This window comes from Aeromonas veronii, from assembly GCA_041319085.1.
Lineage (GTDB): Bacteria > Pseudomonadota > Gammaproteobacteria > Enterobacterales > Aeromonadaceae > Aeromonas > Aeromonas veronii_F.
Genome location: CP101033.1, coordinates 2259150 through 2272893, shown reverse-complemented (window position 1 = coordinate 2272893; position 13744 = coordinate 2259150). Strand labels below are relative to the sequence as shown.

Sequence of the window (13744 nt, the reverse complement as noted above, 5' to 3'; positions counted from 1 at the left end):
AGTACCGTAGGGGGCAATGAAATTACACCCTACCTGTTTCGTCAATCCGCTGGGGTGGCTTTGCTGAGTGTCATGCCTCGGCAAAGCAACAAAAGGGGCGATCTGCGCCCCGAATTCTTTATAATGCCCCCCTTTAAAACAGCCGGATGCAGGTTCGGCGCGCGCTGATGGCTGGCTACGCCATCAGGCAGATCATCAGGATTGAGAAACGGTTATGCATACTCTGGAACAGCTGCGCGCGGGTGAACTGTGCGGTGCCCGCCATCTGAAGCTCTGTGAAAACCTCGCGGTTTTCCCCCACGAGATTTTGAGCCTGAAAGAGACGCTGGAGGTGCTGGATCTCACCGGCAACCAGCTGAGCGCGCTCCCCGACGAGCTGGCCGGTTTTGGCAAATTGCGCATTATCTTCTGCTCCGAGAACCGCTTTACCGAGCTGCCCGAGGTGTTGGGGCGCTGTCCGGCACTCACCATGGTGGGCTTTAAGGCCAACCGGATTGCTACCGTCTCGGCCAAGGCGCTGCCTGCGGGATTGCGCTGGCTGATCCTGACCGACAACGCGGTGGAACAGTTGCCCGATCAGCTGGGCCAGTGCGACGCTCTGCAAAAGCTGATGCTGGCGGGTAACCGCCTGCGCGAGCTGCCGACGAGCCTTACCAACTGCCGCCGTCTTGAGCTGCTTCGCATCGCCGCCAACCGCATGGAACGCTTCCCCGAGTGGCTGCTCTCGCTGCCGCGCCTTTCATGGCTTGCCTACTCCGGCAACCCCTTTAGTGAAGGGGAGGAGGTGCGGGCCATCGATGATGCCCATGTCGCGCCCCTTGCCTGGGAGACGCTGGCGCTGGGCGAGCTGCTGGGGCAGGGGGCATCTGGCGTTATCCATCGCGCCACCCTTGTGGGTAATCCTGCTGATGAAGTGACTCAGGCGAACGGCAGAGCCGATGCCAGTCAGGTGGCGGTCAAGCTGTTCAAGGGGGCGGTGACCAGCGACGGGCTGCCCCGCTGCGAGATGGCGGCATCGCTGGCGGCGGGCATCCATCCCAACCTTATCAAGGTGATGGGCAAGGTGGCGGATCACCCCTCCGGCATTCCGGCGCTGGTGATGGAGCTGATCGACCCGGCCTTTGCCAATCTGGCCGGGCCGCCGAGCCTGGACTCCTGCACCCGGGATATCTATCCCGAGGGGCTGCATCTGAGTGTGCCGGATGCGCTGGCGATGGCCCATGGCATCACCTCGGTGGCGGGCCATCTGCACCGTGCGGGCATCATGCACGGGGATCTCTACGGCCACAATATTCTGTTTGTCCGGGGGTCTGACGTGCCGGCTCGCGCCTTGCTGGGGGATTTTGGTGCAGCTTCCTTGTATAACCGCAGCGACCGCGAGCGGGCCGTGGGCCTTGAGCGACTGGAAGTGCGCGCCTTTGGTTGCTTGCTGGAGGAGCTGTTGGCCCATTGCGATACGCAAGGCTCACCGCTTGATGGATTGCATCAGCTCAAAGCGGCCTGCCTCTCGGAACTCCCTGCCGATCGTCCCGATTTTGCTTATATCGAGCGTCAGCTGGCGGCCGCTCGTGCCACGCTGTCGTGATCTTTCAAACCTGCTGGCTCGAGTGAAACACTTCATGAATACAGTGTCTCCTTTCCCCGGGAATGGCTATGGCACTGCGAAGATGTAGCACTATTGGGATCAGTTATTTAGGAGGGGGGTAGAGCGTCCAACCGGTTGGCTCCAAACCCACTAATAAGAAAGACGCCCGAGGGCGTCTTTTCTTTTTCCAATCGTTAGCGTGGTAATGCCTGCCGGTGACTCGATGGTCTGAGGCAGGCAACCCCCATGCTAACGGTCACCAGACCGGTGGCATTTTGTGCGTGTGGCTGCGCGAGTGCAAAAATCAGCCGCTGGATATGTTGGGCAATCTCATAGGCGGATTGACGCTCGACATGTGGCAGCAGGATGACAAATTCCTCTCCCCCGTAGCGGGCTACCCACTCCCCCGAGCGGCGCCCTGATTGCGCCAGGGTATGGGCCAGCAATCGAAGGCACTCGTCACCGGCAACGTGGCCATAGAGGTCGTTGAACTGCTTGAAATGATCGATGTCGAGCATGATGAGCGCAAATCGGCATCTCTGTCTGAATACAGCGCTCCCAGGCCTGGTGCAATGAGTTGTCGAACAGACGGCGGTTGCCGATGTTGGTGAGCCCGTCGGTATTGCTGAGCGCTTCCAGTTTCCGGTTCGCTTCCGCCAGCTCCTTGGTTCTGAGCTCGATAATCAGCGCCAGCTCATGCTGGTGCCCCTCCAGATTGGTCATCGGATAGATTTCGTTCTCGCGAGCCAGACCGTAAGGGATGGAGATGCTGCCGTGAGCAATTTTCCACTCTATGGCTTCGTGTCGAAACATCAGCACCAGTCTGGCAGTTTGCCGAGACAGGATAGGTTCTGATTTCGATAGATGGATATTTTCGCTCTGGTTAATTACGTAGGGTGACGTTAAGGTAAATAGAGTGAAGGCGGGTGGTAACATTTGTAACGGGGTGAGCGACTGCACCGCGAGTTAAATATGATCATTATGTTGCAGGCAGCCTTCAACCTTCTCACCATTAATTTGAATGCAGATTCACGATGATGCGTAAACATATCCGTGAATGCGATATTTTACTTACCAGCATCCAAGACAATAAAGAGTGGGGGAGGTCATACTGATATGCATACCTCGGCGGCATCTTTTTATTAAGCTGTGTTAAACGTCAGGGAGGCCAAGCGGGGTTGTACTGTGTGGGCTGGCAGGAGCAATCATCGTCCTGCAGCGCAGGCAAGATGCAAGCAGACATCAAGCGACATGCAGGTAAATCGTGCCGTGCAGGCCGTGCAGGCCGTGCTGGTGTGGGGAGACAAGTCAGGAGGTTGTCCCGTGGATGACTGTATGGAATATGCAATGGAATGAGTAAAGATATATTCAATGGATCATTTATTGGTGGGCATCAGTATTGTGAAATGAGCGGTATAGCCAAGATTTCATTCATGTTAATTTGGCTCACAGTGAAAGAGAGGATATGCGGTGATTAATTATTTAATGTCCAATTAAGTTCATAAAATTTATGGGGCTGCTAAATATCCCCTTGGGGGTAATTAATTTCATTTTTGATGTGGCTCGCGATGAAAATAGGGATAAGCCGGTCGGAATTGATAGAGATCAATACTGCAGGGTGGGTGAGTCCTTAGCATTTCCGCTATTAAGCATTTATCAAACAAGTGCTCACTACGGGAATAAGTAGAATGGTCGAGGATAATTTTTTATCGGCTCATGGGATTAATCGCCGTGATTTTATGAAATTGTGTGCCGGGATGGCCGCAACCTTGGGATTAAGTCAGCATGCCGTCGCCAAGATGGCCACTGCGCTCACTAGCCCAGAACGGCCGCCGGTGATCTGGATTGGGGCACAGGAGTGCACTGGTTGTACCGAATCGCTGCTGCGGGCCACGCACCCCACCATCGAAAATCTGATCCTCAATACCATCTCGCTGGAGTACCACGAGGTGCTCTCGGCGGCGTTTGGTCATCAGGCGGAAGAGAACAAGCACAACGCCATCAAGCGTTATAAAGGCAAGTACGTGCTGGTGGTGGATGGCTCCATTCCGCTCAAAGATGGTGGCGTCTACTGCATGGTGGCCGGTGAGCCCATCGTTGACCACATTCGCCGTGCCGCCGCCGATGCGGCTGCGGTCATCGCCATCGGCTCCTGCTCCGCCTGGGGCGGTGTGCCCGCCAGCGGTGGTAACCCGACCGGCGCTGTCAGTCTGGAAGAAGCGCTGGGCAATATCGGCACCCCGATCATCAATATCCCGGGTTGCCCGCCCAACCCCCACAACTTCCTCACCACGGTTGCCTACTACATCACCTACGGCAAGCTGCCAGCGCTGGATAGCAAGAAGCGCCCGCTGTTTGCCTATGAGCGGCTGATCCATGAGAACTGCGAGCGTCGTCCGCATTTCGATGCTGGCCGTTTTGCCAAGGAGTTTGGCGACGAGGGGCACCGTCAGGGCTGGTGCCTCTACCATCTGGGCTGCAAGGGGCCGGAAACCTATGGCAACTGCTCGACCCTGGAGTTCTGCGATGTGGGCGGCGGCATCTGGCCGGTCGGCATTGGCCACCCTTGCTATGGCTGCAACGAGCAGGGTGTTGGCTTCAGCAAGGGGATCTTCCAGCTTGCCAAGGTAGAGAACCCGACTCCGCGGGTGGATAAACCCGATGTGAAGATCCAGGAGGGGGGCTATACCTCGCCCACCGCGACCGGCCTTATCGGTGGCGCCCTCGGGGTGCTGGTGGGGGTGAGTCTGATGACGGTGCGTGAACTCGGTCGCCAGCAGAAGCGTCACGAAGCCGGGCAGCACCCATCACGGGAGGAGTAACCGTGAACAGACGAAACTTCCTCAAATTCGCCTCCGTCGGTGCGCTGGCGGCGGGCACAGCCGTACCCGGCACCGCACAGGCGGCGGCCAAGAACAAGCCGCCCATTCCCGGGGCGCTCGGCATGCTCTACGACTCTACCCTCTGCGTCGGCTGTCAGGCCTGCGTGGCGGAGTGTCAGCGTTTGAATGGCAACCCGGCCAATCCGGAGGGCGCACAGACCTGGTCCACCAACGACAAGTTGACCCCCTACACCAACAACATCATTCAGGTGTGGAAGAGCGGCACTGGCGAGCACAAGGATCAGCTGGTGGATGGCTATGCCTACATCAAGAAGCAGTGCATGCACTGCGTCGATCCCAACTGCGTCTCGGTCTGTCCGGTGCAGGCCCTTACCAAAGATCCCAAGACCGGCATCGTTCACTACGACCCGAGCGTCTGCACCGGTTGTCGCTACTGCATGGTGGGTTGCCCATTCGATGTGCCCAAATATGACTACGACAACCCTTTGGGGGCGATCCACAAGTGTGAGCTCTGCAACCAGAAGGGGCTTGAGCGGATCGATCAGGGCAAATTGCCCGGCTGTGTCGAGGTGTGTCCCACCGGTGCCGTGATCTTCGGCACCCGCGAGGAGCTGATGGCCGAGGCCAAGCGTCGCCTGCTGGCGAGCCCGGGCAGTGAATATGCCTATCCGCGCCAGACCTTCAGCGCCAACGACCCCTATCTGCACGAGGTGCCCAACTACCAGCCTTACGTCTATGGCGAGAAGGAGGGGGGCGGCACCCAGGTGCTGGTGCTGGCCGGGGTGCCCTATACCAAGCTCGATATGCCCGATCTGCCGGAGCTCTCCTCCGGTGCGCGCTCCGAGCATATCCAGCACACCCTCTACAAGGGGATGGTGCTGCCGCTGGTGGTGCTGACCGGCCTCTCGGTGTTGATCCGCCGCAACACCAAGAATGGTCACGATCACCATCATGATGATGGCCATGATCAGGGGAGTGCGCAGATCAAGGATCAGGGCACCACAAAGGGAGGCAAGGATCATGAGTAATCACAAGGCGTATCCGCTCGGCGGCAAGCTGGTCAGCTGGCCGGTGCTGGTGCTGGCCCCCTTTGCCGTGCTGTGCGGCATGTTGATTTTAAAACGCCTCGTATTCGGGTTGGGGTCGGTCACCGACTTGAACGGGGGTTACCCCTGGGGGTTGTGGATCTCGTTCGATCTCTTGATCGGAACCGGTTTTGCCTGTGGCGGCTGGGCGCTGGCCTGGGCGGTCTATGTGTTCAACCGGGGCGAGTATCACCCGCTAGTGCGACCGGCCCTGCTGGCGAGCCTGTTCGGCTATTCGCTCGGTGGCCTCTCCATCACCATCGACGTGGGGCGTTACTGGAACCTGCCGTACTTCTACCTGCCCGGTCACTTCAACACCTCCTCGGTGCTGTTCGAGACGGCGGTCTGCATGACCATCTATATCGGGGTGATGGCGCTGGAGTTTGCGCCCGTGCTGCTGGAGAAGTTCGGCTGGAAAACCTCCATGGCGCGGCTCAACAAGATCATGTTCTTCATTCTGGCGCTGGGAGCCCTGCTGCCCACCATGCACCAATCCTCGATGGGCTCTTTGATGATAGTGGCGGGGGAGAAGATCCATCCGCTCTGGCAGAGCTATGAGCTGCTGCCGGTCTTCTCTTTACTGACCGCTTTCATCATGGGTTTTTCCATCGTGGTGTTTGAAGGTTCGCTGGTGCAGGCTGGATTGGCGGGGCGTGGCCCCAACGAGAAGCCGCTGTTCTACAAACTGACCCAGGTGATCGACATCTTCCTGATCCTGTTTGTGGCGCTGCGCTTTGCCGAGATCGTCATCCACGACAAGTCGGAGTATCTCTCCGAGTTCAACCGCTACTCCATCATGTTCTGGAGCGAGATTGCGCTGATGATCTTCCCGCTGCTGGTGTTCCACTGGGACAAGAGCCGCCGCGATTCCCGCATGCTGTTCCTGGGGGCCCTCAGCATGCTGCTGGGTGCCGCCCTCTGGCGACTGGATTACTCCCTGCTCGCCTTCAACCCCGGCAATGGCTACCACTACTTCCCCTCCGCGGAGGAGGTGCTGATCTCTCTGGGCTTCGTCGCCATCGAGGTGTGTGCCTATTTGCTGTTGATCCGGCTGTTGCCGGTACTGCCATCACTTGAACGTGTTCACCAAGATTATCAGGCCCGAGGGAAAGCCAACGTATGAGCCAACGTATCACCATAGACCCCATCACCCGTATCGAGGGGCACCTGCGTATCGACTGCGAAATCGAAGGCGGAAAAGTGACCAAAGCCTGGTCGTCCGGCACCATGTGGCGCGGGATGGAGGAGATCGTCAAGGGCAACGACCCGCGCGATGCCTGGATGATAGTGCAGCGCATCTGCGGGGTATGTACCTCCATTCACGCCATCGCCTCGGTGCGGGCGGTGGAGAACGCCATCGGCGCCAAGGTGCCGGTCAACGCCCAGTTTATCCGCAACCTCATCATCGCGGCCCACAACATCCACGATCACATCGTTCACTTCTACCAGCTCTCCGCGCTGGACTGGGTGGACATCACCGCGGCCCTTGAGGCCAATCCGCAAAAAGCAGCGGACATGCTCAAGGGGGTATCGACCTGGTCCCTCAACAGTGCCGATGAACTGACCAAGGTGCAGGACAAGATCCGCGCGCTGGTGGCGAGCGGCCAGCTCGGCATCTTCGCCAACGGCTACTGGGGTCACAAGGAGATGAAGCTGAGCCCGGAGGTGAACCTGATCGCCGTGGCCCATTACCTGCAAGCGCTGGAGTGCCAGCGCGATGCCAACCGCATCGTCGCCATTCTGGGCGGCAAGACCCCGCACATTCAGAATCTGGCGGTGGGCGGGGTGGCTAACCCCATCAATCTGGATGCACCGAGCGTACTCAACCTGGAGCGGCTGCTCTATGTGAAGAGCTTTATCGACCGGCTCGGCGAGTTTATCGAGCAGGTCTACAAGGTCGACGCCGCCATCATCGCCGCGCACTACCCCGAGTGGCTGAATCTGGGGCAGGGGGCCAAGCACTACCTGAGCGTGCCGGAGCTGCCTACCGACGCCAACGGTGGCAGCTTCCTGATGCCGGGCGGCTATATCGAGAATGGCAATCTGGCGGGTTATCGCCCCATCGAGAGCCATCAGGATGGCTGGTTGATGGACGGCATCGCCGAGAGCAACAAGCACGCCTGGTACAAGGATGACGAGCCCCTCAAACCCTGGGAGGGCAAGACCGAGCCCAACTACACCGGCTGGCAGGATGACGGCAAATACTCCTGGGTCAAATCCCCCACCTTCTACGGCAAGGTGGTGGAGGTGGGGCCGCTCGCAGACTTGCTGGTGAAACTGGCCGCCAAACACCCGGAGACGGTGGCGCACTTCGACCAGTTGAACGGCATTTATAACGCGCTCACCGGTTCGGCCATCAAGACCGAGCAGTTGCACTCCACCATGGGCCGCATCATCGGCCGCGCGGTGCGCTGCTGCGTGCTCAAAGACACCCTGGCGCACCAGTGGAAGGCGCTGGTAGACAACATCGGCAAGGGTGATACCACCGCCTATATCAAGGCGGAGATCCCGGCGGACAAGGAGTTTCGCGGGGTGGGCTTTGAAGAGGCGCCGCGCGGCATGCTCTCCCACTGGATTGTCATCAAGGGCGGCAAGATCGAGAACTATCAAGCGGTGGTGCCATCGACCTGGAACTCGGGCCCGCGCAACTTCAATGACGAGCCCGGCCCCTACGAGCAGGCGCTGGTGGGTACCCCGGTGGCCGACCCCGCCAAACCGCTGGAGGTGGTGCGCACCATCCACTCATTCGACCCCTGCATGTCCTGCGCGGTGCATGTGGTGGATACCCAAAATGGCGAAACGACTCAGGTGAAGGTGCTGTGATGAACACCCTGATCCTGGGCGTTGGCAACCTGCTGTTGAGTGACGAGGCCGTCGGCGTGCGCATCGTCGAGGCGCTGGGGCGCGAATACCGTTTCGCCCCCGGCATCGAGCTGCTCGATGGCGGTACCGCTGGCATGGAGCTGCTCGAAGCCATGGCCAGTCGCGACCACATCATTCTGGCGGATGCAGTGCGCAGCGGTAACCCGCCGGGCACTGTGGTGACCCTGAAGGATGAGGAGATCCCGACCCTGTTTGGCCGCAAGATCTCCCCGCACCAGCTGGGGCTGGCGGACGTGCTCTCGGCGCTGCACATGACGGGGGAATCCCCCAAGCGGCTCACCCTGATCGGCATAGAGCCTGAATCTCTCGAACCGCGCATCGGCCTCACCCCTGTGGTGGCGGCCGCCATGGGGGAGGCGACGGATCGGATTTTGACCCTGCTGGCTGCCGTTGGTGCGCCCGCCATTGCGCTCTCTGAACAGGAGAAAGCTGAACAAGAGCAGGAGGGCCTATGGCGCAGTCCCATTTAAGCGAGCTTGATGCAGTGCAGGAGTTCATCGGTTTTGCCAGCAATCCCGCGCCGCTGCTGGTGGCCCAGTATGAGCGGATCGCTCGTGAAGAGATGCAGGCGCTGCCCTTTTATCACGCCACCATGCCCATCGTGGCGGAGTGCACGTTGTTTGAAGGTCAGTGGCTCGGCTGCGTGCTCACCCCCTGGATGCTGAGCGTGGTGCTGCTGCCGGGGCCGGATCAGCTTTGGCCGGTGCGCAGCAGCAGCGATCGGCTCGCCCTGCAGCTCCCCTGCGGCAACATGACCTTTATGGTGGGTGAATTGCCCGAGACGGGACAGCTGCTGGCCTGCTCCCTGATGTCGCCGCTCGATCCCCATCTCGGTGCCGAGCAGGGGCGCTCACTGGTGAGCAGCACCCTCAAGATGCTGCTCTCCTTGCCGGTGCAGCAAGGGGCAAGCAGCGTGGATCTGGGCCGCAGACGGCTATTCGGTGCCCGGGGTGGTCAACCGGCATAGTCGCTAGGTTTCATGCGAAATTAAGTTTAGAATAGGGGGGCACTTTGGCCCCTCACTCGCATGTCTAAACACGCATTCCGCCTGTTTTTTTGAGTCAGAACCCGTGAGTGCTACCAAGCAAGAAGGATCCCCATGACTGTTTCTCGCAATTCCCTTCGCCTTTACTGTGGCACCAGTGCTGCCGCCCTGTTGACCCTGCTGCTGAGCTCCGCGTCCCATGCCGCGTTGGTCGCCGCCCAACCGGTGCCTGTTGAACTCAAGCTTGCCATCGGTGCCGAACCCACCGAAGGGTTCGACCCGCTGCTTGGCTGGAGCCACGGTAGCTACCTGCTGCTGCACAGCCCGCTGCTTAAACAAAACGCCGATCTCAGCTGGCAGAACGTGCTCACCCAATCGGTGACCCCGAACAAGGATGGCAAGGGGTGGCTCATTACCCTCAAGCCGGATTTGAAGTTCTCCAATGGTGCGCCGCTCACCGCCGAGGATGTGGCCTTTACCTACAACAGCGCAGCCCAGGGCGGCGGCAAGATCGACATGGGCAACTTCGTGAAGGCCGAGGCAGTGTCGCCCACCGAGGTGGCCATCGTCTTAAGCTCCCCCCAGAGCACCTTTGTCAATGTGCTGGGCTCCTTGGGGATTGTGTCGAAGCAGGATTACGACGCAAAAGCGTACGCTCAAAAGCCGGTCGGTGCCGGCCCTTACCGGCTGGTGAGCTTCTTGCCCGGTCAGCAGCTGGTGGTGGAGGCGAACCCCTATTACGCCGGTGGCAACAACGACTTCAAACGGCTGGTGTTTGTCTTTATCGATGAAGAGAGTGCCTACGCTGCCGCCCAGAGTAGCCAGCTCGATGTGGTGCGTATCGCCCCGTCGCTGGCGCCCACCGTGCCTGCTTCCCTCAAGCTGTGGGTGCGGCCGAGTGTAGAGAACCGCGGCATCGTCTTCCCCATTCCGCCTGCTGGTAAAAAAGATGCCAAGGGTTATCCCATCGGCAACGACGTGACCTCGGACGTGGCGGTGCGCCGCGCCATCAACTACGCCATCGACCGCAAGCTGCTGGCGGATCAGCTGCTGGAAGGTCACGCCATCCCTGCCTACAGCGCGGTAGAAGGCCTGCCTTGGCTAAACAAAGTCACCGCCTTCAAGGATGGTGATGCCGCCCATGCCAACGCCCTGCTCGACGAGGCGGGCTGGAAGAGGGGCAGTGACGGCATTCGTCACAAGGGCGACCTGCGCGCCGCCTTTACCCTCTGGTACACCAGTAGCGACAGTACCCGTCGGGATCTGGCGGAAGCGGTGCGGGCCATGCTCAAACCTATCGGCCTTGAGGTGAGCCTCAAGTCCGGCAGCTGGGAGCAGGTGGAGCGGGAGATGCACGCCAATCCGGTGCTGATGGGGTGGGGGAGTCTGGATCCCATGGAGCTCTATCACCACTACCAGAGTGGCTCCGGTGGAGTGGAGTTCTACAACCCGGGCTACTACAGCAACCCGGTAGTGGATAGCCACCTCAAGCAGGCGCTGGATGCCCCGAACTGGCAGGCGGCCGTGCCCTTCTGGCAGCAGGTGGAGTGGGATGGCAAGACAGGCGCCGGGGTGCAGGGGGATGCCGCCTGGGCCTGGCTGATCAATGTGCAGCACACCTATCTGGCCAACCGCTGCATCGACCTTGGCAAGGGGGCGCCGGAGATCCACGGTAGCTGGTCTTTGCTCAACAACCTGCAAGATTGGCGGTGGACGTGCCGTTAAGTTCACCCTTGAGTCATTCAGGTTATCTGTTGCTAAAAGCCCTGCTGCGTCTGGCAGGGCTGTTATGTCTGGTCTCTGTTGCCACCTTTGTGCTGCTGAGTTACTCCCCCATCGACCCCATCAAAGCCTATATCGGCAACGATCTGCTCCATGTGCCTCCCGAGCAATACGCCCGCATTGCCGCCCGCTGGGGGCTGGATCAGCCGCTGTGGCTGCGCTACTGGCACTGGTTTAGCCAGGTGCTGCAGGGGGATCTCGGTTACTCCATGCTCTACAACGCGCCGGTGGGTGAGGTGATAGGCCAGCGCTTTGCTGCCTCCTTCCTACTGCTGGCGGGGGCATGGCTACTCTCCGGCTTTTTTGGGATTTTGCTAGGGCTCTGCGCTGGCCGCTATCTCAACCGCTGGCCGGATCGCCTTATCTGCCGCTTTGCCTACCTGCTCGCCTCCCTGCCCACCTTCTGGGTGGGCCTGTTGCTGCTCGCTCTGTTTGCGGTGCACTGGCCGCTATTGCCGGTCTGCTGTGCCTGGACGCCGGGTCTCTCTGCCGATGAGGCGGACTGGCTGATGCGGTTGCGTCATCTGCTGCTACCGGTGACCACGCTTGCCCTGCTCGGGGTGGGCAACATTGCGCTGCATACCCGGGAGCGGGTGGCCGAGGTGCTGGAGAGCGACTTTATCCGCTACGCCCGCGCCCAGGGGGATGGCGGCTGGCCCATGCTGCGCTTTCATGTGCTGCGCCACGCCCTGACCCCGGCGCTCTGTCTGCAGTTTGCCTCACTCGGGGAGCTGATTGGCGGATCCCTGCTGGCCGAGAAGGTCTTCTCCTATCCGGGGCTCGGCCAGGCCACTGTGGATGCGGGGTTGCGGGGGGATATCCCCTTGCTGATGGGAATCGTGCTGTTCTGCACCTTGCTGGTATTTATTGGCAACACGGTGGCCAGTTTGCTGCTGGCGCGCATCAATCGGGGCTGGGTGGGTGAGCATGCTGTTTAATCCGCTGCCCTCCATAGTGCGCCTTGGGGTGGCCCTGATCGGGCTGGCACTGCTGGCCGCCTATGGCTGGAGCTTGTCGGCTCAGGATGTGCCGATGGATCTGCTGGCGCGCCAGTTGCCTCCCTCGCTGGTGCACTGGTTCGGTACCGACCAGATGGGACGGGATCTCTGGTTGCGGGCCTTTCAGGGCACGCTTACCAGTCTGGAGTTAGGGTTAGGCACGGCGCTGTGCAGCGGGCTGCTGGCCATGGTGGCAGCCAGTCTCTCGTTGGTTCATCCCAGATGTGACATGGCGGTGCGGCTGGTGATCGATGCCATGTTGGCGCTACCCCATATGCTGCTGTTGATCCTGATCTGCTTTACCGTAGGGGGCGGCATGCACGGGGTGATCCTGGCGGTAGCGCTCACCCACTGGCCCAAGCTGGCGCTCATTCTCTGCGCAGAAGCGCGACGGATAGCTTGCAGCGACTATGTGGTGCTGGCCCGCTGTCAGGGGATGGGGGCGCTGCGCCGCTGGCGCACCCACCTGCTGCCGGGGCTGTTGCCCCAGTGGTTTATCGGCACCCTGCTGATGTTTCCCCATGCGGTGCTGCACAGTGCGGCCTTGAGCTTTCTCGGCTTTGGGTTGGCGGCCCACGAGGCCTCCCTTGGCCTGCTGCTGGCCGATGCCTTGCGTTATCTGGCTGGTGGCGGCTGGTGGTTGGCCCTCTTCCCCGGTCTGATGCTGCTGCTGCTGGTATTGCTGTTTGATCAGGCTACCCGCGCCCTGCAGCAGCTGCTGTGGCACCGGAGTGAACCATGCTGAGTTTTGACCAGGTGACCATAGAGGCGGCCCACTACTCCTGGCTGGGGCGGCGTAGCTGGCAGCCATTGCTGACCGATATCAGCCTGCAACTGGCGCCGGGGGAAATCGTGGCGCTGGTGGGGGGGAGCGGCGAGGGCAAGAGCCTGCTGCTGCAAAGCGCCCTGACCCTGCTGCCGGACAATCTGCGGATGCGCGGCGCCATCTCCCTCGATGGCATGCCCCTGTGCGACGCCAGTCGTGCCGGGCTGCGCGGTCACACCCTCTGCTATGTGCCGCAGGGGGTGAGCGCTCTCAACCCGCTGCTGACGGTGGAGCGCCAGCTGGGCCGTGCGGCGCGTCTCTGCGGCCAGAACGGTTCCCGTGAGCGGCTTGGCGAACAACTGCTGCGCTACCAGCTGCCCGCCACCACGCTGGACAAATACCCGCGCCAGCTCTCAGGCGGCATGGCCAAGCGCATTTTGGCCTGCACCGCGGCACTCGGCGGTGCCCGCTACATTCTGGCGGACGAGATCACCGCCTGGCTCGACGAAGGGCTGGCCTGTCTGCTGCTCAACCAGTTGCGTGAACTGGCCAATCAGGGCAGCGGTATCCTCTGGGTCACCCACGATTTGGCGCTGGCTGCCCGCTTTGCCGATCGCATTGTGGCGCTCCATCAGGGGCAGGTGAGCGATACCTTGAGCTGCCACCATCTGCGCCAGGGGCAGGGGAGCGAGATGCTGCGCGCCCATTGGCAGGCATTGCCGGAGTTCAATGCGCTCTTTCCTGCTACGTCGGAGATCTCCTGATGATTGCTTCTCTGAGACAGGCTGTGTGTGGCGCGGCAGATATCCAGTGGCAG

Annotated in this window: 12 protein-coding genes; 11 read left to right on the top strand and 1 reads right to left on the bottom strand. The window is 60.6% G+C overall.

Annotation, left to right across the window (positions count from 1 at the left end):
- Positions 1–214 precede the first annotated feature (214 nt).
- Complete coding sequence (locus NMD14_10900; protein ID XEI31318.1) at positions 215–1585, top strand: leucine-rich repeat-containing serine/threonine-protein kinase; 1371 nt, start codon at positions 215–217, stop codon at positions 1583–1585.
- A 194-nt stretch (positions 1586–1779) separates the two neighbouring features.
- Here the strand turns inward: NMD14_10900 and NMD14_10895 are convergent, their stop codons facing one another.
- Positions 1780–2103, bottom strand: a complete 324-nt coding sequence (locus NMD14_10895; protein XEI31317.1) for a GGDEF domain-containing protein — start codon at positions 2101–2103, stop codon at positions 1780–1782.
- Between the two features lie 1170 nt (positions 2104–3273).
- On the opposite strand from NMD14_10895, the gene hybO reads away from it, so the two are divergent.
- The 10 genes from hybO to NMD14_10845 all read left to right on the top strand — a co-directional run bounded on the left by hybO (position 3274) and on the right by NMD14_10845 (position 13691).
- Positions 3274–4407, top strand: a complete 1134-nt coding sequence (gene hybO / locus NMD14_10890; GenBank protein XEI31316.1) for a hydrogenase 2 small subunit — start codon at positions 3274–3276, stop codon at positions 4405–4407.
- Positions 4408–4409: 2 nt separating this feature from the next.
- Complete coding sequence (gene hybA / locus NMD14_10885; GenBank protein ID XEI31315.1) at positions 4410–5456, top strand: hydrogenase 2 operon protein HybA; 1047 nt, start codon at positions 4410–4412, stop codon at positions 5454–5456.
- On the top strand, positions 5449–6636 hold the full coding sequence (gene hybB / locus NMD14_10880) for a Ni/Fe-hydrogenase cytochrome b subunit (protein ID XEI31314.1): 1188 nt from the start codon (positions 5449–5451) through the stop codon (positions 6634–6636). The genes hybA and hybB overlap by 8 nt, the downstream gene beginning before the upstream one ends.
- Positions 6633–8336, top strand: a complete 1704-nt coding sequence (gene hybC, locus NMD14_10875) for a hydrogenase 2 large subunit (GenBank protein ID XEI31313.1) — start codon at positions 6633–6635, stop codon at positions 8334–8336. Before hybB ends, hybC begins: the two co-directional genes overlap by 4 nt.
- Positions 8336–8866, top strand: coding sequence for a HyaD/HybD family hydrogenase maturation endopeptidase (locus NMD14_10870; protein ID XEI31312.1), 531 nt, complete (start codon positions 8336–8338; stop codon positions 8864–8866). Before hybC ends, NMD14_10870 begins: the two co-directional genes overlap by 1 nt.
- Positions 8848–9363 (top strand): hydrogenase-2 assembly chaperone, encoded by a 516-nt coding sequence (gene hybE / locus NMD14_10865; GenBank protein XEI31311.1) that lies wholly within the window; start codon positions 8848–8850, stop codon positions 9361–9363. Before NMD14_10870 ends, hybE begins: the two co-directional genes overlap by 19 nt.
- Positions 9364–9495: 132 nt before the next feature.
- Positions 9496–11106: an ABC transporter substrate-binding protein gene (locus NMD14_10860; GenBank protein ID XEI31310.1), complete on the top strand. Its 1611-nt coding sequence runs from the start codon at positions 9496–9498 to the stop codon at positions 11104–11106.
- The gene (locus NMD14_10855; protein ID XEI31309.1) at positions 11091–12101 is read left to right on the top strand and encodes an ABC transporter permease; all 1011 of its coding nucleotides are present in this window, start codon (positions 11091–11093) and stop codon (positions 12099–12101) included. Before NMD14_10860 ends, NMD14_10855 begins: the two co-directional genes overlap by 16 nt.
- Positions 12091–12906 carry an ABC transporter permease gene (locus NMD14_10850; GenBank protein ID XEI31308.1) on the top strand — a complete coding sequence of 272 codons (816 nt, stop codon included), beginning with the start codon at positions 12091–12093 and terminating at the stop codon, positions 12904–12906. Before NMD14_10855 ends, NMD14_10850 begins: the two co-directional genes overlap by 11 nt.
- The gene (locus tag NMD14_10845; GenBank protein ID XEI31307.1) at positions 12900–13691 is read left to right on the top strand and encodes an ATP-binding cassette domain-containing protein; all 792 of its coding nucleotides are present in this window, start codon (positions 12900–12902) and stop codon (positions 13689–13691) included. Before NMD14_10850 ends, NMD14_10845 begins: the two co-directional genes overlap by 7 nt.
- The last annotated feature ends 53 nt before the right edge of the window (positions 13692–13744 follow it).

What these genes read in the sequence shown, in the direction of transcription:
- NMD14_10900 (XEI31318.1), top strand. Translation starts at nt 215, where the DNA reads ATGCATACTCTGGAACAGCTGCGCGCGGGTGAACTGTGCGGTGCCCGC.
- NMD14_10895 (XEI31317.1), bottom strand. Translation starts at nt 2,103, where the DNA reads ATGCTCGACATCGATCATTTCAAGCAGTTCAACGACCTCTATGGCCAC.
- hybO (XEI31316.1), top strand. Translation starts at nt 3,274, where the DNA reads ATGGTCGAGGATAATTTTTTATCGGCTCATGGGATTAATCGCCGTGAT.
- hybB (XEI31314.1), top strand. Translation starts at nt 5,449, where the DNA reads ATGAGTAATCACAAGGCGTATCCGCTCGGCGGCAAGCTGGTCAGCTGG.
- hybC (XEI31313.1), top strand. Translation starts at nt 6,633, where the DNA reads ATGAGCCAACGTATCACCATAGACCCCATCACCCGTATCGAGGGGCAC.
- NMD14_10870 (XEI31312.1), top strand. Translation starts at nt 8,336, where the DNA reads ATGAACACCCTGATCCTGGGCGTTGGCAACCTGCTGTTGAGTGACGAG.
- hybE (XEI31311.1), top strand. Translation starts at nt 8,848, where the DNA reads ATGGCGCAGTCCCATTTAAGCGAGCTTGATGCAGTGCAGGAGTTCATC.
- NMD14_10860 (XEI31310.1), top strand. Translation starts at nt 9,496, where the DNA reads ATGACTGTTTCTCGCAATTCCCTTCGCCTTTACTGTGGCACCAGTGCT.
- NMD14_10850 (XEI31308.1), top strand. Translation starts at nt 12,091, where the DNA reads ATGCTGTTTAATCCGCTGCCCTCCATAGTGCGCCTTGGGGTGGCCCTG.
- NMD14_10845 (XEI31307.1), top strand. Translation starts at nt 12,900, where the DNA reads ATGCTGAGTTTTGACCAGGTGACCATAGAGGCGGCCCACTACTCCTGG.